Raw genomic sequence first — 22,489 nt, forward strand, 5'->3', positions numbered from 1 at the left:
ATGAAATACCATAACCAGCATAGATATCAGTGGAATTTAAAGAAGATGACTCCTGTTGAATACAGAAATCATCTTCTCGCGGCTGCCTAACTTTTTTTTAAATGTCCTTTACAAAGGGTACAGATTACTACTCAATCGGCTCTTTTTCTCGTTATTTATTAAAATGTTGTAAGATTGCTTCTACAATACGTTCTGAAGCACGACCATCACCGTAAGGGTTGGATGCCTGCGCCATTTTATCATGCGCTTCCTTATTTGATAATAACTCATCCGCAAGTGTAAAGATCGTTTCTTCATCTGTGCCTGCTAATTTCAATGTACCAGCTTCAATTCCTTCTGGACGCTCTGTCGTGTCGCGCAGAACAAGAACTGGCACCCCAAGAGATGGCGCCTCTTCTTGCACACCACCTGAATCTGTTAGTATTAAGTAAGAGCGAGCTGCAACATTATGAAAATCAATTACATCTAGCGGTTCAATTAAATGAATGCGATTATGCTCTCCTAAAATGTCATTAGCTGTTTCACGTACAACAGGATTCATATGAACCGGATATACAACTTGTACATCTTCATGTTTGTCAACAAGGCGCTTAATTGCACGGAACATGTTGCGCATTGGTTCACCTAAGTTCTCGCGACGGTGCGCAGTCATAAGAACAAGCCGGTCGTTACCAAGCTTCTCTAGAACAGGATGACTATATGTTTCTTTTACAGTTGTTTTTAGTGCATCAATTGCCGTATTTCCTGTTACAAAAATACGAGACTCGTCTTTATTCTCTTTTTGTAAATTTGTTGCTGATTTTGCTGTTGGAGAAAAATGCAGATCAGCCATCACACCTGTTAATTGACGGTTCATTTCTTCTGGATACGGAGAATACTTATCCCACGTACGAAGTCCTGCCTCAACGTGACCAACAGGAATTTGATTATAAAAAGCCGCAAGACTCGCAATAAATGTCGTTGTTGTATCACCGTGAACAAGAACGATATGCGGTTTTGCTTCTTTCATTACTTGATCGAGACCTTGTAAACCACGTGTTGTAATATCAATTAAAGTTTGACGGTCCTTCATAATATTCAAATCAAAGTCTGGTGTAATTCCAAAAATATTTAATACTTGATCCAGCATTTGACGATGCTGCGCTGTTACAGTCACAATCGATTCAATTTTATCTGGATGCTTTTGCAGCTCTAATACAAGAGGTGCCATTTTAATCGCTTCTGGACGTGTTCCGAAAATCGTCATTACTTTTAAACGTTCAGTCATTTCACTGCCTCTTTTCTTTCACAAATTACACAATGTCACTACTATACTTGATTATAGACAAAAATAAAGCGAAGCAAAAGTAAGTGCTTCATTAGACAATAATTGAAACATTACGATTACAAATACTCTTTCTTCCTATCGAGTAATAATCGATTTTATGTTTCTTCACATCCTCATCAGTATAACAATTTCTCCCATCAATTGAACTCCCCCCACTTAGCTAACGCTTGAAGTGGAGGATTCCTACGAACACCGATATACCCATCGGTTATTTAGTAGGCTCCCCCCGTAGTTCCTACGGTTAATACGAAATTCGTATGGTATTTACAGTCTTATTTGGGGTCTGACACTTGGTTTTCGTGCCACAGATTTGATAGTTTATCCTTTTTGCGACTTTCGAATGGTGGAGGCGAACGACAGCCACCAGACAAGTTCTATTTACGCAACAAGCAACCACGCTTGAATTCGTTCTACATGTATTGTAGCAAAGATGTTGGCTAATGCCAATCGACATTCATCTCCCACTTACTCATTGGGCTACACCCTACACATTCTTTGAAGTGGAAGTATTCTGTCGGGAACTGATAAAGGCAATATATCTTGCTAATGGATACTTGTGAATCGCTTCCCCCTCTTTTACAATAAACGCTGCATAAGTTCCAACTATTGCTTCATATTGAATTTCGTCACCAAATACTTGCTTGAGGATGAGAAAGGGCTTGTGGATCGTATACAACGCCGTTCGCTCCTATCTTGATTAATTCTTGTATGATGACAAGGATGGGGCCTCTCGAATATCATCTGTATTTAGTTTGAAAGATGCTCCTAACACGACTATTCTTTTTCCTTCCATATCTATCCCTTGTTTTGCTTTCTCAATTAACAATCTTTGTTGATTATGATTCACCTCAATAACAGCCTTTAATAATTTAAAGTCATGGGCAACATTTCCAGAAATTTGAACGAGTGCCCTAGTATCTTTCGGAAAACATGATCCTCCGTAGCCAATACCGGCCTGTAAGAAAGAAGAACCAATGCGCTTATCCATCTCCACTTCTATTAGATTTGCCCCGGTTTTCTCACATATATTTGATATTTCATTAAGAAAGCTAACTTTTGTAGCTAAAAGAGCATTCGATGCATAGTTAATCATTTCTGCACTACGGAGATTTGTTATAAAAAAAGTCATATACGCCTGAACCTTCTCGTAAAAATTCCGGATTTGACACTACTTCTATTTGGTGCTGGCTACATACATTCTTATACATCCACTTCTTTATTAACTCGTTCGTTCCCACAGGAACTGTACTTTTGGTAATGATAATGACATCTCGATTTACATATGTCCCAATATCATAACAAGCATTCTGAATATAAGTTAAATCAGCAGTTCCATTTGGCAAAGAAGGCGTTCCTACCGCAATAAAGATGTAATCCGAATGCGTAAATGCCTCCCTTTTGCTAGAAGTGAATGCGAAACGGCCTTTTTTATTCATTAACGTTACTAAGCGCTCCAAACCCAGTTCATAAATCCGCATGTCTCCTTGCTGTATTCGCTCTATTTTCTTTTTATATCAAAACAGATAACAGAATACCCAATCCCCGTAATTAATCCAACATAATCCGCACCCACCACTGTAATTTTCATTTCATTTTTTTACACAGAGTGACTATCATGAAATGTGCTGACATACATAAAAGGGTCCCTGTGCTTCCTCCTTTCACAGATCAGTACACAATCGTGATACTTCTAAATACGACATAGGAGCAATCATTTTGATGAAGGAAAAGTGAGATACGACTTCTATTATATGAACCGTCTTTTCTTTCTTTTTTAAAATTTCGTAAAAAACCATCTCTTTTTTTATATTTTTTACAAATATATCGTCACATGTTATGTAAACTTCCATATTTTAACGTGAAATGTACGTATTCTAACGTGTAACACTTATAGTAAAGAAATTATGATACAAACGAGTAGCACGTCACTACACATATAAAACGAAAGAAGTTGAAACGGCTCGTCTTACCTCAAGATTCAGAGAGAAACAAGGAAAATAGGCGGAAATGAGGGGGTACGTAAAAGTCTGATTGATGAAGCCTAATCATCAATCAGGGATGAAAAGCCCCCTTTTTACTCTATAGTAAAAAGTGTTACAGAAACGTTACAACATATTTCATTGACATGATATTTGTCATATATTTTATCTATTTCCAATTGCAGTGAATAGAAAAAAAGATTGAATTCTACTCTTTTTGTGATACCATATGTTATGAGCCTGCAAACAAACATCATAATTTTCAGATAAAACATTTAGAAATTAAGTTAAATTATCAAAGGTGGGGTATTAATGAACTCACAAGTGATTTATGCAGTTTTGGCCTCTTTCATTACTGTACTCGTAGTCACTCCGTTCGTTATCAAATTAGCTTTTAAAATTGGAGCAACAGATAAGCCAAACGCACGTAAAGTACACCAAAAAATTATGCCTCGTCTCGGTGGACTGGCAATCTTCATTGGTGTAGCTGTAGGATTTATTGTTAGTGGATTATATGAGCAGAGAATGCTATCAATAACTTTAGGTGCTGTTATCATCGTTATCATTGGGATTTTAGATGATATGTATGAATTATCAGCAAAAGTAAAATTCGGTGGACAACTATTAGTTGCAATACTAATTGCAAAGAGTCAACTGTTAATCCAAGTCCTTTATATTCCATTCTTAGGAGATACAGAACTTGGACTACTTGCATATCCAATTACCGTATTTTGGATTGTCGGTATTACAAACGCGATCAATTTAATTGATGGATTAGATGGCTTATCAGCTGGTATTTCCTCCATTGTTCTTGCAACATTGGCATATATGGCCTTTACCAGTCCAATGGGAACTGGGGCAGTCATCATCTTACCATTAGCACTTATCGCGCTTGCAAGTACAATTGGCTTTTTGTTCTACAACTTCCATCCAGCAAAAATCTTTATGGGAGATACAGGTGCACTATTTTTAGGATATTGCATTTCTGTTATATCATTACTTGGACTATACAAAAGCGTAACGTTATTCAGTTTCATTGTTCCTATTATCATTTTAGGTGTTCCTGTCTTCGATACGGCATTTGCGATTATTAGACGTATTGTAAATAAAAAACCAATTTCTGCGCCAGATAAATCGCATTTACATCACCGTCTATTAGCGATGGGATTCTCGCATCGAACAACGGTACTCATCATTTATGCATTTGGCATTTTCTTTAGCGTAAATGCCATCATCTTCACGAGCGCAACATTATGGTTATCGATTATTCTTTTATTCGCTTTGATTTTCTTTACTGAAATCGTCGCTGAAATAATTGGTCTTGTGCACGAACGCTATAAACCAATTATTTCCTTTTATAAAAAAGTGAAAAAACGTGAAGAATAATAATAGTATTGCCTTTATTACTACGAAATATTCAAATAGCATCCTTTCTTTTTAAGAGAGGATGCTATTTTTATTTCCAAAATATACTTCGTTTGAGAGTGAATAGATTGGATAAAAATATACATATAAAGAAGATTATGAGAAGAACCTCTCTATTCCTTCTTGCATCTTTGATTGCGAAACTGAGGGTGAGTATGATGATGAAGCGAGTATGTCAATGTGTAATAATACTTTTAGCTATGATAATATGTACAGCATCTTATATTGAAGCAGCGACGAACTCTCTAGTTGAACATCGTTCTACTATCCAGACTGCTGCACTTCCACAAAAAATTGCGTACTTAACATTTGATGATGGACCAAACAAATATACATCACAAATTTTAAACATCTTAAAACAAAAAAATGCAAAAGCTACCTTCTTTGTTATTGGTGGAAGAGTATCTCGTTATCCCCAAACAACGAAACGTTTAATTAGGGAGGGACATTACATCGGACTCCATAGTATGTCCCATGATGCAAAACGTCTATATACTGGAGATCCATCCATTTTAATTTCTGAAATGATGCAAGCCCAAAAAATTGTCCAACAAGTAACAAAGTTAAACTCCCGTCTCGTTCGTGTTCCTTATGGCAGCATGCCATATTTAAAAAAGAACTATCGAGATGCACTCGTTTCTGCTCATTATAAATTGTGGGATTGGACCATTGATACATATGATTGGAAAAGCTACAATAATCCTTCTGCGGTTCTAGAACGTGTGATGAACCAAAGTGACGAACCAGTAGAAGTAATTTTAATGCATGATTCAAGTGTCACCGTACAAATCCTTCCTAAAGTAATTGATTATCTTCAATCAAAGGGTTATACACTTCTTTCTTATAGTCCCTCCTCCCATGTAGAGGTAAACTTTTGGAAAGACACAAGATTGTAACAGCTTTAGTATATATACTAGAGCTGTTTGTTTTTTCTCTTTCCCCCCTTCTCATTTTTGTGTACAATTTTAAATAGTGATGAAGTTTCGAGGTGAAGAAAAATGAAACGAATTGACCTCATCTATGATGCAATACAGAAGGGGAATTACACAGAGGGCGTAACAGCATCTGATTTGGCTACACTTTTACAGCTAGACCGTGCAAATGTGAGCAGCGATTTAAATAAACTCGTGAAAGATGGACGATTATGTAAAACAAATACAAGACCTGTTCGTTTCTATATAGAGTTAAATCATCTATTAGAAACGCCTTCAACGGGTAGCACCGCACTTGACAATTTCGCAAAAGAAAACACAAGTCTTAAAATTGCAATTGAAAAAGCAAAAGCTGCCGTACTCTATCCGCCAAATGGTATGCATACATTACTACTTGGAGAAACAGGTGTTGGAAAATCTATGTTTGCCTCCTTAATGCACGAATACGCAATTGAAGTCAATCAACTGCAAAAAGACGCACCCTTTATTATTTTTAACTGTGCTGACTATGCGAATAATCCACAGCTTTTACTTGGACAACTCTTCGGAATCAAAAAGGGTGCTTACACTGGTGCAAATGAGCAAAAAGGATTAATTGAAAAGGCCCATGAAGGCATTTTATTTTTAGATGAAGTACATCGTCTTCCGCCAGAAGGACAAGAAATGCTCTTCACGTTTATCGATCGTGGTGTCTATCGTCGCCTTGGCGAAACAGAAAATGAACGTAAGGCAAAAGTATTAATTATTGCAGCAACAACAGAAGAACCAAATTCATTTTTATTAAAAACATTTACAAGACGAATTCCAATGACTATCACATTGCCACCGCTTCGCGAACGAACATATGAAGAACGCTTTACACTTTTACAGCTTTTTTTTACAAATGAAGCCATTCGTCTCAGAAAAAACATACATGTTAGTCCAAATGCAATGCGCGCTCTCGTCTTTTATCAATGTCCAAATAATATCGGACAATTGAAAGCAGACGTCCAAATCGCATGTGCAAAAGCCTATTCTGATTTTGTAACAAAAAAACGAGAATCTGTCCGCGTCTCGAGTACCGATTTGCCATGGTATATAAAAGAAGGGCTCTTTATTGAAAGAAAAAGCCGTCACTTATACCAAGTGCCAAATGAAACGTTTTTATTTACAAGTGATAAAGGGTGGAGCAAGCACGAACTAGACAATCAACGTACATCTATTTATGAGTACATCGATCATAAATATGAAGAACTTCAAGCTCAAGGTATTGAAGAAGCTGAACTAGAGCTGCTCATTGAAAATGATATTCAAAGCTTCTTCGTTCAATATTTTCATCAAATGTCTAAAACAACCAATCATGAAAATGTATTTAAAATTGTGGACCATTGCATTGTTTCTGTATGTGAAAAAATTGCCTCACTAGTAGAAAAACACTTATCTAAGACTTTTGATGAAAAGGTATTTCTTGCTTTAAATTTGCATGTACAGACAACTTTACAACGAATACGAAGCGGGAAACAAATCCATCACCCACAGCTAAACCAAATTCGAACAAAATATAAAGAAGCTTTCTCTGTAGCAATGAAGTGCCTTCAAGTTTTAGAAGACGAATTACAAATCACGATGCCAATTGACGAAGCTGGATTTTTAACAATGTTTTTCGTTGTTGATCCACTTCCTGCCTCACAAGCAGAAGTAAAAGTCTTAATTTTAGCTCACGGAAATGGTATTGCAACTGAAATGGCTAATGTCGCCAATGAACTTCTTGGTATGCATGAAGTAACTGGCATCGATATGCCGCTGCAAGAATCGCCAAAAAGCTTTTTAGAGCGCGTGAAAGTCTATATGCGAACACTTGAACATATAAACGGACTTCTCTTACTTGTAGATATGGGATCGCTCGCTTATATAGGGGATATATTAGAAACTGAATTTCAAATTCCAGTTCGCGTCCTTTCTATGACGAGTACACCGCATGTATTAGAAGCCGCTCGAAAGGCCCAGCTCGGCTATTCATTGGATGCTTTATATGAAACCGTAAAAAATTTAACACCTTTTTATTTACACGTACACGAAGAAAAGAAAAAACCACTATCTCCAATGAAATCCGTTATTTTAACGGCCTGCCTAACTGGCGAAGGAAGCGCGCTTGCTATTCAAAAGATGCTTGAAAATTATTTGCGCTTTGATAAAAATTTAATTGAAATTATCCCCATTAGCATCGTTCATCAAAAAGATTTAACAAAGATGCTTGAGAATATAAAAAAGGAACGAAATATCATTTGTATTGTGACCAATTTCGATGTGCAAGTACCATGCTTAACTTACCATTTCCAAGATATCGTAAACTATAAAGCCATTCAGCCAATTCAAGAACTTATTACGTATGAAGAAACATACGCTAAAATGGCTGATATTCTCGGACAACAAATGCAGCGAGATGACGGAGCACTCATGATTAAGACGATTCGTTATGCATTAAATACAATTCAAGAGCTCACCTCCTTACAGCTAAATCCCGATAGCCTAATGGGCGTCATCTTACATATGAGCTGTATGATTGACCGTCTTCAAAAAGGAGAGAGTCTCCTTCCTTATCCAGATCGAGAAACTCGTCGCCAAGACCAATACTGGATGTACATGAAAGTAAAAAAAGCGCTGCAACCAATTGAAAATACATTTACAGTAAACATTCCAGATGATGAAGTATTTTATGTGATGGACTTCTTCATCAAGAATCAACCGGAAAAAGATCATGAAACAAACGAAAGCCCGTGAAACTTCACGGGCGTTTCTTAATCTTTCTTATTCTTCCGCGTATCTCCCCTTTTTTAAAGGTTTCCGTACAAACATTCACATATGCATTTGCACGTTCGATTTCTTTCAAAAGCTGTTCAAATGTCTGTCTTTGTAAAGGCCCTTCTAAATCTTCAGTCGTTAATGCCCCTTTAACAATTCCTTGATCTACACTTATCCCATGCTTCACAGGTCCATATAAAAACAAAACTTCTGGCCCCACTTGATTCTTTCTTCCGAGATGGATTTGACATGATATCACTTTCTCTATTTCCTTTACTATTACCCTATAATGAATTTTCGTTAAGTCACTATTAAAAATAAGCTCGACTACACCATAAGCGTTCGTATTTACAGGGGGGACTTCCCTCTCTCCTTTTAATCTAGCAAAGAAATGTTTTGTCATACACGCAACATTCTCCTTATATAAAATTTACTTGATACACTCCTGTAACTAATTTATTGCTAAGGCATAATCAATTATGACCTTTTCCCTTGCATTCCCCGTTTCATACATTTATAAAATCTTTACAAAGCAACGACCCGCCTTATATCACGCACTTAAATTTTCATTTTCTTTAGATAATCCTTTGAAGAAAGACGACTTCTTTTATGAAGCCGCCTTTTTTCATTCTTAAAATTTTACAAGCTCTATTCCTTCTGGTAAGCGAGTCTCTGTTAAAATTTGCAGTTCTTTTACGCGGTCCATCACGTAAGAAGATCGCTTCATCAGCTCCGGATCAATATAAGCTGGATGTACCATAACTTCCACAGTTTGCTCATCTTTCACACGTTCTTTTAATTTTAGAAAATAATCTTTCTGCACACCAGCGCTATAAAAGTCACAAAAAAACACATCTGAAAATGGAAACACCGCTCTTTCCCCTTCGCAGCGCCGAACGGGCACGTTATATTTAGCTGCCAATCGCTTCATGACATCATGTAAGAGGGGCAAACTATGTATATGATGATGACTATCTAGATGCGTGAATCGTAATCCAAATGATAAAAACTTTTCAATTTGAGCAGTCCATTCTCTCTCAACCTCTTTTGGATTAAATTTCTCTTCTCTTACAATACTTTGCTTATGAAATAATCCCGTTTTTTCATCTACGAGGGATGGAACGTTCGTAAGGAGCGGCTTTCCAGCAGTTAAAACGAGATGTACCCCTACTCCTAATGATGGATATTCATTTGCTAAACGAACCGCATGCTCTACTGCTGGCATGTTCATCATCATTGTTGTCGAATTCACAATTCCATTTATATGACCATGAATAATCCCGTAATTTGTCCCTTCTGAAAGATCGAAGTCATCTGCGTTTACAATTAATTGAATCATCCTGTCCCCTCCTGATTCAAGAAAAAAAGCGGGCTTAGTAAGCACCGCTTTTATTTCTCTATTTTTTTAAAGAACTGCGGAAGATGTTCTTTATGCGCTTCCAACATTTCATCTAAAATTTGTTTTGCCAATTTATCTGATGGTACAAGTGGGTTAATTGTCATTGCAAGCAGTGCTTTATGATAATCCCCTGTAACAGCTGCTTCAATTGTTGTACGTTCAAAGGATTTAATTTGCTGTACTAAACCGCGAACTGGAACTGGTAAGTCACCGACCGTCAATGGTTTTGGGCCATCCTTTGTAATGATGCAGTTTACTTCAACAGCAGAATCGTGCGGTAAGCTTGCGATTGCACCGTTATTTCTCGTATTTACAGGCTGAATATCACCTTTATTATTGTAAATAGATGTAATTAAACTACATGCCGCATCACTATAATACGCGCCGCCTCTTTTTTCTAATTGCGGTGGTTTAATATCTAGGTTTGGGTCTTTATATAGTTCAAATAAATCTGCTTCTAATTGTTTCACCACTTCTGCACGTGTTCCTTTTTCTAAAGAAGCCTGTTTTTCTTCTTCTAACATTTCACGTGTTTTATAATAGTAGCGATGGTATGGACATGGAATCGCACGCAGTGCACGAATAAAATCTGGCTCCCAATCAAGAGCAGCGATATTTTCCATCGTAATTTGGTTTTCTGGATCCGTTACAAGTTCTAACACACGATCCATCACACTTACCCCATCTAAATACACATCTAATCCGTAAACCATATGATTTAAACCTGCGAAATCAACTTGTACACGGCTTGCATCCACTTCAAGAAGTTTTGCAAGACCCATACGAATGCCGATTGGAACGTTACATAGTCCAACTACCTTTTCAATATTTGTATAACGAAGCACAGCTTCCGTTACCATGCCTGCTGGATTTGTAAAGTTAATTAACCAAGCATTTGGACAAAGCTCCTCCATATCTTTACAAATATCTAAAATAACAGGAATCGTTCTCAACGCTTTAAATAGACCACCAGGGCCATTTGTTTCCTGACCGATTACATCATATTTTAACGGAATTGCTTCATCCTTTGCGCGCGCTTCTAATAAACCAACGCGGAGCTGCGTTGTAACAAAGTCTGCATCTTTTAATGCTGCACGGCGATCTAATGTAAGATGAATATCAATTGGTAAGCCAGCTTTTTTCACCATTCGTTTCGCTAAATTACCAACAATTTCTAACTTTTCTTTTCCAGCCTCAATATCAACTAACCAAATTTCACGAACTGGCAATTCATCATACCTTTTAATAAATCCTTCTATTAACTCTGGTGTATAACTAGAGCCACCACCAATTGTAGCAATTTTAATTCCTTCCATACTTTACTCCCCTTTCGCATCTAGCTTTTTATATAGATCAATAAATTCTGTTGCTAATTCTTTTACTGTAATTGCATTCATTAAATGATCTTGTGCATGAATTAAAAGGACACTAATCTCTGTTTTTTCCCCTCTTGCTTCTGATTGTATGAGTTCTGTTTGAAAATGATGTGCTTCATTAATCGCTTCTTTCGCTCTCCCCATTGCCTCATCTGCCGCTTGTAAATCTCCTTGCTTTGCATATTGCAATGCTTCCATTGCATAACTTCTTGCATTTCCGCTGTGTAAAATTAATTGAAATGGAATTTGTTCTGCTGTAGTCATCATCATTACCGCCCTCTCTATTTCATTCAAGCTTGACACCCTTTCAGCTTGAACCTCTCTATTACATTTTTATTATTTTATTTTAATATTCTTCCAGATGTTTTCTTGTTTAGAAAGTAATTGTTCTCACAGACTATATGAACCTGTGAGAACAATCATGATTACATAGGTACAGATTGATCGTTTCCTTGCGCTGCTGCCTTTTCAGTGCGTACAACAGAGCGATCACATAATACAACGAATGGATAGTAAATTACCATCGCAAGAACAAAGTTAAATAATTGTAGAATTGAACCAGAAATATGTCCTCCTGTTACAAGATAACCACTAATAACTGGTGGTGTTGCCCAAGGAATCATTGCAACTGTTTTTGGTACCCATCCGAAATAAATAGCTGTATAAGAAGTAATAACAAGTACAATTGGTGTAACAATAAACGGAACGAACAAAATTGGATTTAAAATAATTGGTGTACCAAAAATAACTGGTTCGTTAATATTAAATGCACCCGGTCCAATTGACAGACGAGATACACCGCGTAATTGTGCGCTTTTTGCGACAATTAGTACAACAACTAAGAATGCTAATGTTGCTCCGGAACCACCAAGATATACGAAAGTATCAAAGAATGGTTTTGTAATAATGTTCGGAACATCAAATGCAGATGTGCCATCTTGGAATAATTTAATATTTTTCTCTAATGCCGGTAAATACAATGGCTCAATAATACCTGCCACAATATTTGGGCCATGTAATCCAAAGAACCAAAGTACATGAACGAATAAAACAACAATAATTGCACTTGGTAATGAACCTGCTAAGTTTTGTAATGGTACTTGAAGTGTATGGAAGATGAACTCATGAACACTTGTACCTGCTAATTTCACTGCTAATGCAATAAATGATACAACTGTTAAAATAACAAATGCTGGAACTAATGCGGCAAAAGAACGAATAACCGCTGGTGGTACCCCATCTGGCATTTTAAGAGTTATTTCTCTTTGTACAAAGAAGCGAAATACTTCCGTTACAAGAAGTGCGACAATAATTGCTACGAATAAACCTTGAGCACCTGTCCAAAGGAAGTTCAAACCGCCTTCTTTTGGAGTTACGGGAGTCAGAATAATTAAAGAACAAAATGAGATAAGACCTGCTGACAATCCATCCACATTATAAGATTTCCCTAAGTTATAAGCTGTCGTAAATGCTACACTCAGCGCCAAAATTGCAAATGAACCAGTCCACATTCCACCTCCAACATCTTTCCAAACTTCACCAAATGTATCTTTCATAAAATTTTGGAAAACTTCAGATGGAAAACCATTCACAAGTGATGCAAGTGCCCCCACTAAAATCAATGGCATAACCGCAATAAATCCATCACGAATCGCTGCTAAATGGCGTTGCGATCCGATTCTACCAGCAACTGGAACAATGTACTTCTCCATAAATGCAATAAACTTTTGCATTTCATTTCCCTCCCTAATTATTTTTTAAGTGTTAACGCTTGATCTAATACTGCTTCTCCATTCATCATGCCATAGTGCATTGGATTAATTACATCGATTCCAACATTCTTTTCATCTGCAAGCGATTTCAAAGAAGATAGCATGTATCGAACTTGCGGTCCCAGTAATAATACATCTGCTTCATCAATATTGTTTTTTACTGCATCACCGGATACAGCCCAAATTTTTCCTTCTAGACCACGAGCTTTTGCAGCTGCTTCCATTTTTGTAACTAGTAAACTTGTAGACATTCCTGCTGAACAGCAAAGTAAAATATTCATAAATAAGTCCTCCTATAGTTGTAAATTATTTTTTATTTTTCTTTACGTCTTTTATTTATGCAATTCTCGTGCCAACTTTTATAAACATATAAAAATCAACACTTTTTATATGTATTTCCATTGTGTGTTACCGCTTTCAATTAGTGTGTCGCCAAAATATGGATAGTGTGTTGTGAGATAACACACTTTTAACACATAACGGTATGATATGAAATTTGTCGACTGGTCGATATCTAGTGTCGAATCGCCGATATATTTTAACTTGCGCCGATAAATGGGGGAGAATCGCCGATATATTTGATATTGCGAAGAGTAAACAGAAAAACCTGCGCCAAAAGCACAGGTTTTTTCTATTCTTCCGCTATTTTCTTATATAATGCAATAAACTCACTAGCTAATTCTTTCACTGTAATCGCATTCATTAAATGATCTTGCGCATGAACCATAAGCAATGTAACCTTTGTTTGATCTCCGCCAGCTTCTCTTTGAATTAAATCTGTCTGTAAGCTATGAGCTTTCTGTAACTCTTGAAGCGCCTTTTGTATGTTAGCTTCTGCCTCCTCAAATTCTCCATGCTTAGCATGACTGATTGCTTCCATCGCATAACTTCTTGCATTTCCTCCGTGTAAAATTAAATGAAAAGCTTGCGTTTCTAACGTATCCATTTGAATTCCCTACTCCCCTTTTCTTCAGCTATTTTTTGTTTGTCTCACATGTTCAAGAACGACAAATCAATGAAAAACGCGAGTACAAAGTTCACAATTCGTAAGACAACCGCTAAAAAGAATCAGTGTCGTCCACGGTACAACTGCACCGCTCGGTCTCGCCACAATTTCCCTACTCTATTGCAAAGCCTCTCCTACTATATTATGAATGCTTCAGAAACTTGTTTGTTCTAAACCAAAATCTGAAGCAAGCGCTACAAATGATCATATAACAACTGACGGAACTGTTTCTGGCATTTTAAAGTAACCTTTGGCTCCCCATTAACGCCGTAGGAATTATGCTCTCTTGCGCATAAGATATAATATGTGTCACCTAATGCGGCGTTGCGAGTAAAAAAAAAGTAAGTGATCATGCCCCTGCCGCCAGCGCATCTACTTTATACTACTCGCTTGGAATGTAAGCGATTCCAACACTTTCTATTAAAGACATTATATTAAATGTTACTCCAACTGGATACCCTAATGCTTTTTACCAATTTTCTCCGAATCAATTTACTATAAACTCATTGTATCTTGGAAGTGCTTCTTTCTTATGATAAATCTAAGTAGCTACTAGCTTACCAAGATATCTGTCAAGAGTTCATACGTTATACCAAGCATAAAAACAAAAATTTCCCTGTTTTCACGCTATTCTATCTATCTGTATTTTCCTAGTAAAGAGAGCTGCAACTCGCTATAATAGTTCAGTATGATTTTTTATTTGATAGGAGGGTATAAATATGAAAGCTTATCGCTTTCCCATTATTTTATTATCTTCCATCCTAATTGGTGGCTTCATTGGGTATTTCATGGGCACTGATGCGGTTGCTTTAAAGCCGCTTGGTGACATTTTCTTAAACTTAATGTTTACGATTGTGGTACCTCTTGTGTTCTTTAGTATCGCATCATCGATTGCCAATATGGATGGTTTAAAACGCTTTGGAAAAATTATATCTAGCATGGCTGGGACTTTCTTATTTACAAGTATTATCGCTGCAATTTTTATGATTATTGTTGTGAAAATCTTCCCACCTGCACAAGGTGTTGTATTAGAACTAACGCAGCCTGATAAAGTTGAAAAAGGGGCTAGTGTTGCTGAGCAAATCGTTGGTATTCTTACAGTATCAGACTTTTCTAAGTTGCTATCTCGCGAAAATATGTTAGCTCTTATTTTCTTCTCTATTTTAATGGGGATTGCAACTTCAGCGGTTGGTGAAAAAGGAAAACCATTTGCAACATTCTTACAAGCTGGTGCTGAAATCTCAATGAAAGTCGTATCTTTCATTATGTATTACGCTCCAATTGGACTTGGAGCTTACTTTGCCGCATTAGTTGGTGAATTTGGACCGCAGCTTCTCGGAACATATTTCCGCGCTGCGATGGTATATTATCCATCATCTTTCGTGTATTTCTTTATTGCATTTACATTTTATGCCTACCTTGCAGGCCGCAAACAAGGCGTACAAATCTTTTGGAAGAACATGGTCTCTCCTACAGTGACATCACTTGCAACTTGTAGTAGTGCCGCAAGTATTCCAGCAAACCTAGAAGCCACGAAAAAAATGGGAATTTCTTCTGATGTTCGTGAAACAGTTGTCCTTCTTGGCTCTACACTTCATAAAGATGGCTCTGTTTTAGGTGGTGTGTTAAAAATCTCGTTCTTATTTGGGATTTTCAATATGGACTTCTCAAGTCCAAAGACATTAGCGATTGCACTTGTTGTTTCCCTATTAGTAGGAACCGTAATGGGCGCAATTCCTGGTGGCGGTATGATTGGTGAAATGTTAATTATTTCTCTATACGGCTTTCCACCAGAAGCTCTTCCAATTATTGCGGCAATTAGTACAATCATCGATCCACCAGCAACAATGTTAAACGTAACAGCAGATAACGCTTGTGCCGTAATGACAGCTCGTCTTGTTGAAGGAAAGAATTGGATAAAAAATAAATTCGCATAATATTTCACAAAAAAGCAGAGGCAGCAGGCCTCTGCTTTTCTGTTGTTTGCCCTTCACATCATCTCATCTATTGAAAAGAAGATGAACGTCATCATATAAAATGCTTCCCGCGTTTAAAGTACTGCAAAGCTCCTTATTATATACAATAAATCAAGGTAATAAAAAGAAAAACAATACCATCTTTTCAGATGAAGATGGCATTGTTTTTTACTTCTTCTTATTCAATTCCGTCTCAGCCAAGAGCGGTAATATATTATCAAAAATATGAGTATTGTTATCTTTTCCGGTTACATAGCCACCGTAAAATCTGCTGAATACACTATCATTTCGAAATTCATTCATCCGCGCATACAATGTTTTCGCAAACTCTATGTCCCCTGTTTTCAATACATATAAAATTGTTAATCCATATACAGCTGGTGATTCATAGTCAACTGCTGGCTCTCCTGTTTCTAAATGATAACGACCATATAACTTTCCATCTTGCTGGAATTTCTTCTTAATAAATGCAAAATAAGCCTCTGATGTAATTCCTCCCAAACTACGGTGATATGCTACATAGGATTGATCAATTAAGTTTACAATCTTGTCATATCGAAATGTACCATCTTCTTTATATTCTTTTGGAAATGCCCAATTCTGTCGCGGGTAATCTGCTAAAAATTGAACGATTTCTTCATAATGCGTCGCTGAAATTTTTCCATATTTCTTCATATAATAAAAAGCATGTGGATTTATATAAGATGTCGTTAAAAAGTTATTTTGTATGCGATTGTCCGCATCATAATAATCAACATACTGCTTTCCTCTTTTATTGAAACGAAGTACAGCATCACTCAATTGATCAGCAAGACGCTTATAGCGTTCTTCTTTATACATATCATATGCACGATATAACTGCTCAATAATGCGTAAATCATCAATAAGTGCATTTGTTGCGGATTGCTTCTTCCCCATTTCAGAAATTTTCCATAAAACAATATAGTCTTTCTGTATGAAATAATTTTGAAGCACCTTTAATTGCTCGTCAAACAACGATTGATCATCTTGATCAAGAGCATATTGTAGCCAAAGCCCCGCTGATTCTGACAATGCTTCGCGGCCAGTGGCCTCATTCTTCCCCTCTTTTGGATCAGATATCCGATATGTCGCAATTGAACCATTTTCGTTAAACATATGCCTCAAAATAAAGTGCTCAGTCCGGTTCCCTTGGAATGCAGTCAAAAAAACTAATCCCCCCAACAACAATAACACAATTATTCCAGTCCAAATGTACAGGCGTTTGTTCAAATTCTCTCACCTCCTCAACCAGATTAACCGTAATTGTATAGGAACATACATGAACGAAAAATCTTTATACTATATTTTTTCAATTAAGATAAATATTCGTGAACCGACTAAATACTTATTAAAAAAAGCCTGTCCAAAAGTTATACTTTTAGACAGGCTCTTCCTTACGCTTTTTTTGTAGGTCTATATAATGATTGTACAAGATGGTCATATTCTTTCCGTGTAATCTCTTTATTATATAATTTTAGTAACAAGTCTTTATGTTTTTTTGAAAACGCCATTTTATTAATGACCTCAGGATACATAAAACATCTCCTCCGTTTCATATGAACTTCTTTACTCTATTTGCTTCAGCTGACCCCTAAAACAGAACCTATGTTCGCAAAAAGAATTATAAAAGATTTTGTTCTAAAACACAAACGAAATGTTCCTTTTCTTTTTTCTGAATTTTTCAACACAATACTATCATATTCATTTTTTTAAAATACAGATATATTCTAAGATTTTTTGAATAAATTTACCAATCCAATCAGAAAATAATGGCAAAAATGTAGAGGAGTAGAATTATGGATACTGTTACATTATCACGGGCTTTCTTTGGATCATCATTAGCATTCCATATCATTTTTGCAACGCTTGGAATCGGGCTTTCTTTAATGATTTTCATCAGTGAAGTATTATACCACTTAAAAAAAGATTCCGATTATGCCATCATGGCAAAGCGTTGGACAAAAGCTTTCGCTATTCTTCTTGGCGTGGCGATTCCGACTGGAACAATTGTAGGTGTACAAATTTCACTTCTTTGGCCTGGATTCGCGAAAATTGTCGGCCAAGTTATTTCCGTTCCCTTTCAGATTGAAATTTTCGCCTTCTTTTTAGAAGCTTTATTTATGTCTATTTACGTATACGCAGCGGATAAATTACCTCCAATGATGAGACTTGTTTCGCTCTTTCTTGTCATGCTTGGTGCGACTGCTTCCGCTGTATTAATTACATCAGCAAATACATGGATGAATACACCAGCGGGATTTTCTATGAATCCAGATGGTTCTGTCTACAATGTAAACCCTTGGAAAGCTTTCTTTAACCCAAGCTTTTTCACAAGTTCCTTTCATGTCGTAATTACAGCTTATGCAACAGGTGCAGCTGTTATTGCGGCGATTGGGGCTTTTAAATTATTAAAAAGAAATACGAGCAAGCGAGAAATTGTCTATCATAAGAAAGGGTTATTTTTAGGACTTGTCGTCACGTGTATAACAGGAGCAATTATGTGGATTTCTGGGCACGAATCTGCGATTGCCTTACATAACCATTCACCAGAAAAATTAGCAGCGGCAGAAGCTTTATTTAAAACGACATCACATGCGCCCCTTGCGATTGGTGGATTTGTAGATTCCGCAACCAATAAGCTGCGATATGCGTTAGAAATTCCAAATATGCTGAGCTTATTAGTTGGCCTCGATCCTAACACGGTTGTAAAAGGGTTAAATGAATTCCCACAGGAAACATGGCCCCCATTTTATACACACACCTTTTTCAACTTAATGGTAGGTTCAGCTGTATTTACTTTTGCAGTTGCAGTAATCGCACTTCTTTACTGGTACTTTATTTATCGAAAGAAAGGCGCACAATTACCAAAATGGTTACTATGGGCTACTGTTGCATGCGGACCGATTATGATGCTTGGCATTGAATTTGGGTGGATCTTTAGCTGTAGCGGCCGACAACCTTGGACTATTTACGGCATGCAGCGGACCGTTGACGCGGCCACACGTGCCGATTTCGTTGGACCGTTATTCATCTTATTTATTATTTTATACATTGGACTCGGTCTTTTAACTATTGTTGTACTTCGAACATTCTTTAAAAGACATCCATTAAAAAATGATTTACACCCGCAAGGAGGAGACTCGCATGCATGAAGCTAGTATTGCCATCATCATCTTATGGGCTCTTATTTTCGTATACAGTATTTTAGGTTCCATTGATTTTGGAGCGGGTTTTTGGGGCATGGTGTATGCAAAACATCCAACGCTTGCTGCTAAACTTGCTAACCGTTATTTATCACCAACTTGGGAAGTAACGAATACGTTTCTCGTATTTGTTGTCGTTGCTTTTCTTGGTTTTTTTCCTAAAGCAGCTTTTACACTCGCTACCGTCATGTTTGTACCTGTTACACTCATTTTAGTTCTCATTTCTATTCGTAGTACATTTATGGTATTTGCCTATTCTGTCCCGAAATATGAACATACTTTACGCTTTATTTCCGGTATTACAGGATTGCTTATTCCAGCCTTACTGATTACTGTTTTACCAGTAACAGAAGGTGCCTATATTTCAACGAGCGGAGGCAAAGAAGTTCTCTTATATAGTAAACTTTTATCCAGTCCTGTTATTTATTGTTATATGCTATTTGGATTAACTTCTGAGCTATTTTTATCTTCACTTTTCCTAGCTGATTTTGCTAGAGAACGCCGCTCAGAAGATACATACCGTCTTTATAGACGGAATGCCATTATACTCGGACCAGCTACTCTTGTTACGGCTATCATTGCCCTTGTGGTCATGGATCCAGAAACACATTGGCTTATGCAAGGATTAATGAAACAATTCCCATGGTTCACGATATCTATTATTTTATTTGTTATCGGTTATTCCTCTCTATGGTGGTCAAATAAAAAGCACGATTCTCTCGGTTGGCCTCGCATTGCTGTTTTAGCAGTCGTTGCTCAATATGCTTTCGCAAGTTATGCCTATGGCGTAGCCCATTTACCATATATTATTTATCCAGATATCACCGTGTTCACAAGCTTTACAACGAAAGAAACATTCTATGCTTTACTTATCCTTTATGCAATCGGTATCGCAATCTTACTTCCAGGCTTTATCTTCTTCTGGAACCTCTTCCTAAAGGATCGAACATTTTTAAAGGAGAAGTAAGACATGCAAAAAGACCGTTTCAAAGTAACACTCAGCTTATTATTCTCTTTCTTTCATCTGTAAAACACAATAGCCCCCTTTGCTACCGTCTTAGCAAAGGGGGCTTCTCTATTATAAAGTTAGGTACATGTAATCAATGAAGGAAAAGGTGTTCAAAATCGTACATATTTCTATTTTTAGAACATTCATACCCTATCTTGCATACATGAGAAGGTTGCGATAAACAACTCTCAAAAACATCGAACGTCATTATTGATATAAGTGACTACCAGCCTCTTTAAATTCTTTTGCTTTTTCTTTCATTCCTTTTTCAATTGCTTCTGTCGTTTCTAAATTATTGTCTTTTGCATACTCCCGAATATCATGTGAAATTTTCATACTACAAAATTTCGGGCCACACATCGAACAGAAATGAGCTGTTTTCGCTCCTTCTGCTGGCAATGTTTCATCATGAAATTCCATTGCTCTTTCAGGATCTAACGATAGATTGAATTGATCGCGCCAACGGAATTCAAAGCGCGCTTTTGATAACGCATCATCTCTTTGTTGCGCTGTTTTATGTCCTTTTGCAAGGTCAGCTGCATGCGCTGCAATTTTGTAAGTAATCACACCTTCTCGAACATCATCTTTATTTGGCAATCCTAAATGCTCTTTCGGTGTTACATAACAAAGCATCGCAGTCCCAAACCATCCAATCATCGCTGCACCAATTGCAGAAGTAATATGATCATAACCTGGTGCGATATCTGTTGTTAAAGGCCCCAGCGTATAGAAAGGCGCACCTTGACAAATATCTATTTCTTTCTCCATATTTTCTTTAATTAAATGCATCGGTACGTGCCCTGGCCCCTCAATCATGACTTGCACATCATGCTTCCAAGCAATTTTCGTTAATTCCCCTAACGTTTCAAGCTCTGCAAACTGAGCTTCATCATTTGCATCTGCAATAGATCCTGGGCGTAACCCATCTCCTAAAGAGAAGGAAACATCATACTGTTTCATAATCTCACAAATTTCTTCAAAATGAGTATACAAGAAGTTTTCTTTATGATGGTATAGACACCACTGCGCCATAATCGATCCGCCGCGTGAAACAATTCCCGTCATGCGTTTTGCTGTGAGCGGGATGTAGCGCAATAATACGCCCGCGTGAATTGTAAAATAATCCACACCTTGTTCCGCTTGTTCAATTAATGTATCGCGGTATACTTCCCAAGTTAAGTTTTCAGCAATCCCCTGTACCTTTTCTAACGCTTGGTAAATCGGTACTGTCCCAACTGGTACAGGGGCATTACGAATAATCCATTCGCGCGTTGTATGAATATTTTTCCCCGTTGATAAATCCATAATTGTATCCGCACCCCAGCGCGTTGCCCATGTCATCTTTTCTACTTCTTCGGCAATCGAAGACGAAACAGCAGAATTTCCGATATTCGCATTTACTTTCACATGGAAATTACGGCCGATAATCATTGGTTCTGCTTCTGGATGGTTAATATTCGCTGGTAAAATGGCCCGTCCTTCGGCAATCTCTTTTCGAACAAACTCCGGTTCTACCCCTTCACGAATTGCAACATATTCCATCTCAGATGTAATAATCCCTTTACGAGCATAATGCATCTGCGTGACATTCGCACCTTTCTTTGCTCTAAGAGGTTTACGATCCATTTGCGGGAACACAGGTGTATGGTTCGAAGCAGCTTTTACACCATCATCTTCCGGCTTGATTTCGCGTCCCTCATACTCCTCTACATCTCCGCGTTCTATAATCCAATTGCGACGAGGAGTTGGAATCCCTTTTTCGAGTTCCACTTTATATTCTGGATCCGTATAGGGACCGCTCGTATCATATACACGAATCGGGGAATTTGGCACTCCGTTTGTGTCACTTAATTCAATCTCACGCATCGGCACTTTCATACCTTCACGTGACCCCTCCACATACACTTTCTTACTCCCTGGTAAACTCGACTTTAATTCAATTTGCTCAGCTGAAACAGATTGTTTCATGATTTTTGTTTCCTCCCCTTTATCATTTCAAGAAATCTACTTTACCTAGAAAATTCGATTCTCCCTTCAGCTGCTAAACAGTCAGCTCCGCATTTCTTGAATCCAGCTTCACCTTCTAGCCCCTCACGTCTAAAAATCTTCCGCACAAGAAAGTAAAAAAACACTTTCTATGCGGAAGAACTTTATACACTAAGACGAAACAGTCGGCTCCGCTTTACATGTGACAAGGACGAGATTCAACTTGTAACCAGCGCATGCAAAATGAAAAAGAGCCAGGTCCATAAGAAAATAAGGACCTGGCTCATAAAAGTCATC

Annotated in this window: 18 protein-coding genes and 2 pseudogenes; 7 read left to right on the forward strand and 13 right to left on the reverse strand. The window is 37.3% G+C overall.

Features of this window, described 5'->3' with window-relative positions; genetic code table 11:
- On the forward strand, positions 1-90 hold a 90-nt coding region (locus MR059_RS08900; protein WP_180566373.1), incomplete at its 5' end, for an IS3 family transposase.
- 61 nt (positions 91-151) lie between these two features.
- Here the strand turns inward: MR059_RS08900 and wecB are convergent.
- Both wecB and MR059_RS08910 read right to left on the reverse strand, forming a co-directional pair.
- Positions 152-1,267 (reverse strand): non-hydrolyzing UDP-N-acetylglucosamine 2-epimerase, encoded by a 1,116-nt coding sequence (gene wecB, locus MR059_RS08905; RefSeq protein ID WP_012096193.1) that lies wholly within the window; start codon positions 1,265-1,267, stop codon positions 152-154.
- A 592-nt stretch (positions 1,268-1,859) separates the two neighbouring features.
- Positions 1,860-2,915: pseudogene (locus MR059_RS08910) on the reverse strand (UDP-glucose dehydrogenase family protein); the annotation flags it as partial.
- 703 nt (positions 2,916-3,618) lie between these two features.
- Here MR059_RS08910 and MR059_RS08915 point away from each other — a divergent pair.
- From MR059_RS08915 to MR059_RS08925, 3 genes are all read left to right on the forward strand, one after another.
- Positions 3,619-4,692: a glycosyltransferase family 4 protein gene (locus MR059_RS08915; RefSeq protein ID WP_012096194.1), complete on the forward strand. Its 1,074-nt coding sequence runs from the start codon at positions 3,619-3,621 to the stop codon at positions 4,690-4,692.
- Positions 4,693-4,889: 197 nt separating this feature from the next.
- Positions 4,890-5,627, forward strand: coding sequence for a polysaccharide deacetylase family protein (locus tag MR059_RS08920; RefSeq protein ID WP_210351852.1), 738 nt, complete (start codon positions 4,890-4,892; stop codon positions 5,625-5,627).
- Positions 5,628-5,729: 102 nt separating this feature from the next.
- Complete coding sequence (locus MR059_RS08925; RefSeq protein ID WP_242161722.1) at positions 5,730-8,423, forward strand: sigma-54-dependent transcriptional regulator; 2,694 nt, start codon at positions 5,730-5,732, stop codon at positions 8,421-8,423.
- A gap of 4 nt (positions 8,424-8,427) precedes the next feature.
- On the opposite strand, the gene MR059_RS08930 is transcribed toward MR059_RS08925, so the two are convergent.
- The 8 genes and pseudogenes from MR059_RS08930 to MR059_RS08965 all read right to left on the reverse strand — a co-directional run.
- Positions 8,428-8,847, reverse strand: a complete 420-nt coding sequence (locus tag MR059_RS08930) for a CHRD domain-containing protein (RefSeq protein ID WP_087095566.1) — start codon at positions 8,845-8,847, stop codon at positions 8,428-8,430.
- A 228-nt stretch (positions 8,848-9,075) separates the two neighbouring features.
- A complete protein-coding gene (chbG, locus tag MR059_RS08935; RefSeq protein WP_242161723.1) occupies positions 9,076-9,783 on the reverse strand; it encodes a chitin disaccharide deacetylase in 708 nt (235 codons plus the stop codon).
- Between the two features lie 50 nt (positions 9,784-9,833).
- Positions 9,834-11,159, reverse strand: a complete 1,326-nt coding sequence (gene celF / locus MR059_RS08940; RefSeq protein WP_242161724.1) for a 6-phospho-beta-glucosidase — start codon at positions 11,157-11,159, stop codon at positions 9,834-9,836.
- A gap of 3 nt (positions 11,160-11,162) precedes the next feature.
- The gene (locus tag MR059_RS08945) at positions 11,163-11,486 is read right to left on the reverse strand and encodes a PTS lactose/cellobiose transporter subunit IIA (protein WP_087095567.1); all 324 of its coding nucleotides are present in this window, start codon (positions 11,484-11,486) and stop codon (positions 11,163-11,165) included.
- Between the two features lie 158 nt (positions 11,487-11,644).
- The gene (gene celB / locus MR059_RS08950; protein ID WP_087095568.1) at positions 11,645-12,952 is read right to left on the reverse strand and encodes a PTS cellobiose transporter subunit IIC; all 1,308 of its coding nucleotides are present in this window, start codon (positions 12,950-12,952) and stop codon (positions 11,645-11,647) included.
- Positions 12,953-12,969: 17 nt separating this feature from the next.
- Entirely contained in the window at positions 12,970-13,272 is a 303-nt protein-coding gene (locus tag MR059_RS08955; RefSeq protein WP_012096202.1) for a PTS sugar transporter subunit IIB, read from the reverse strand.
- Positions 13,273-13,622: 350 nt separating this feature from the next.
- Entirely contained in the window at positions 13,623-13,937 is a 315-nt protein-coding gene (locus MR059_RS08960) for a PTS lactose/cellobiose transporter subunit IIA (protein WP_012096203.1), read from the reverse strand.
- Between the two features lie 216 nt (positions 13,938-14,153).
- Positions 14,154-14,517 (reverse strand): annotated as a pseudogene (locus MR059_RS08965) (PTS cellobiose transporter subunit IIC); the annotation flags it as partial.
- Between the two features lie 199 nt (positions 14,518-14,716).
- Between MR059_RS08965 and MR059_RS08970 the strand changes: the two are divergent.
- Complete coding sequence (locus MR059_RS08970) at positions 14,717-15,934, forward strand: dicarboxylate/amino acid:cation symporter (protein ID WP_012096204.1); 1,218 nt, start codon at positions 14,717-14,719, stop codon at positions 15,932-15,934.
- A gap of 207 nt (positions 15,935-16,141) precedes the next feature.
- Here MR059_RS08970 and MR059_RS08975 read toward each other — a convergent pair whose 3' ends face one another.
- Both MR059_RS08975 and MR059_RS08980 read right to left on the reverse strand, forming a co-directional pair.
- Positions 16,142-17,224: a transcriptional regulator gene (locus MR059_RS08975; protein ID WP_087095570.1), complete on the reverse strand. Its 1,083-nt coding sequence runs from the start codon at positions 17,222-17,224 to the stop codon at positions 16,142-16,144.
- A gap of 164 nt (positions 17,225-17,388) precedes the next feature.
- Positions 17,389-17,529, reverse strand: coding sequence for a hypothetical protein (locus MR059_RS08980; protein WP_012096206.1), 141 nt, complete (start codon positions 17,527-17,529; stop codon positions 17,389-17,391).
- A gap of 261 nt (positions 17,530-17,790) precedes the next feature.
- On the opposite strand from MR059_RS08980, the gene MR059_RS08985 reads away from it, so the two are divergent.
- Positions 17,791-19,146, forward strand: a complete 1,356-nt coding sequence (locus MR059_RS08985; protein ID WP_242161725.1) for a cytochrome ubiquinol oxidase subunit I — start codon at positions 17,791-17,793, stop codon at positions 19,144-19,146.
- The gene (locus tag MR059_RS08990) at positions 19,139-20,164 is read left to right on the forward strand and encodes a cytochrome d ubiquinol oxidase subunit II (protein WP_012096208.1); all 1,026 of its coding nucleotides are present in this window, start codon (positions 19,139-19,141) and stop codon (positions 20,162-20,164) included. Before MR059_RS08985 ends, MR059_RS08990 begins: the two co-directional genes overlap by 8 nt.
- Before the next feature lie 249 nt (positions 20,165-20,413).
- On the opposite strand, the gene thiC is transcribed toward MR059_RS08990, so the two are convergent.
- The gene (thiC, locus tag MR059_RS08995; RefSeq protein WP_242161726.1) at positions 20,414-22,174 is read right to left on the reverse strand and encodes a phosphomethylpyrimidine synthase ThiC; all 1,761 of its coding nucleotides are present in this window, start codon (positions 22,172-22,174) and stop codon (positions 20,414-20,416) included.
- Between the last annotated feature and the right edge of the window lie 315 nt (positions 22,175-22,489).

Origin of the sequence: Bacillus cereus group sp. BfR-BA-01522, assembly GCF_022662635.1 — a bacterium.
Lineage (GTDB): Bacteria > Bacillota > Bacilli > Bacillales > Bacillaceae_G > Bacillus_A > Bacillus_A cytotoxicus.

What these genes read in the sequence shown, in the direction of transcription:
- celF (WP_242161724.1), bottom strand. Translation starts at nt 11,159, where the DNA reads ATGGAAGGAATTAAAATTGCTACAATTGGTGGTGGCTCTAGTTATACA.
- MR059_RS08960 (WP_012096203.1), bottom strand. Translation starts at nt 13,937, where the DNA reads ATGGATACGTTAGAAACGCAAGCTTTTCATTTAATTTTACACGGAGGA.
- MR059_RS08955 (WP_012096202.1), bottom strand. Translation starts at nt 13,272, where the DNA reads ATGAATATTTTACTTTGCTGTTCAGCAGGAATGTCTACAAGTTTACTA.
- chbG (WP_242161723.1), bottom strand. Translation starts at nt 9,783, where the DNA reads ATGATTCAATTAATTGTAAACGCAGATGACTTCGATCTTTCAGAAGGG.
- MR059_RS08920 (WP_210351852.1), top strand. Translation starts at nt 4,890, where the DNA reads ATGATGAAGCGAGTATGTCAATGTGTAATAATACTTTTAGCTATGATA.
- MR059_RS08925 (WP_242161722.1), top strand. Translation starts at nt 5,730, where the DNA reads ATGAAACGAATTGACCTCATCTATGATGCAATACAGAAGGGGAATTAC.
- MR059_RS08945 (WP_087095567.1), bottom strand. Translation starts at nt 11,486, where the DNA reads ATGATGACTACAGCAGAACAAATTCCATTTCAATTAATTTTACACAGC.
- MR059_RS08930 (WP_087095566.1), bottom strand. Translation starts at nt 8,847, where the DNA reads ATGACAAAACATTTCTTTGCTAGATTAAAAGGAGAGAGGGAAGTCCCC.
- MR059_RS08985 (WP_242161725.1), top strand. Translation starts at nt 17,791, where the DNA reads ATGGATACTGTTACATTATCACGGGCTTTCTTTGGATCATCATTAGCA.
- MR059_RS08915 (WP_012096194.1), top strand. Translation starts at nt 3,619, where the DNA reads ATGAACTCACAAGTGATTTATGCAGTTTTGGCCTCTTTCATTACTGTA.
- MR059_RS08980 (WP_012096206.1), bottom strand. Translation starts at nt 17,529, where the DNA reads ATGTATCCTGAGGTCATTAATAAAATGGCGTTTTCAAAAAAACATAAA.
- MR059_RS08970 (WP_012096204.1), top strand. Translation starts at nt 14,717, where the DNA reads ATGAAAGCTTATCGCTTTCCCATTATTTTATTATCTTCCATCCTAATT.
- thiC (WP_242161726.1), bottom strand. Translation starts at nt 22,174, where the DNA reads ATGAAACAATCTGTTTCAGCTGAGCAAATTGAATTAAAGTCGAGTTTA.
- wecB (WP_012096193.1), bottom strand. Translation starts at nt 1,267, where the DNA reads ATGACTGAACGTTTAAAAGTAATGACGATTTTCGGAACACGTCCAGAA.
- celB (WP_087095568.1), bottom strand. Translation starts at nt 12,952, where the DNA reads ATGCAAAAGTTTATTGCATTTATGGAGAAGTACATTGTTCCAGTTGCT.
- MR059_RS08990 (WP_012096208.1), top strand. Translation starts at nt 19,139, where the DNA reads ATGCATGAAGCTAGTATTGCCATCATCATCTTATGGGCTCTTATTTTC.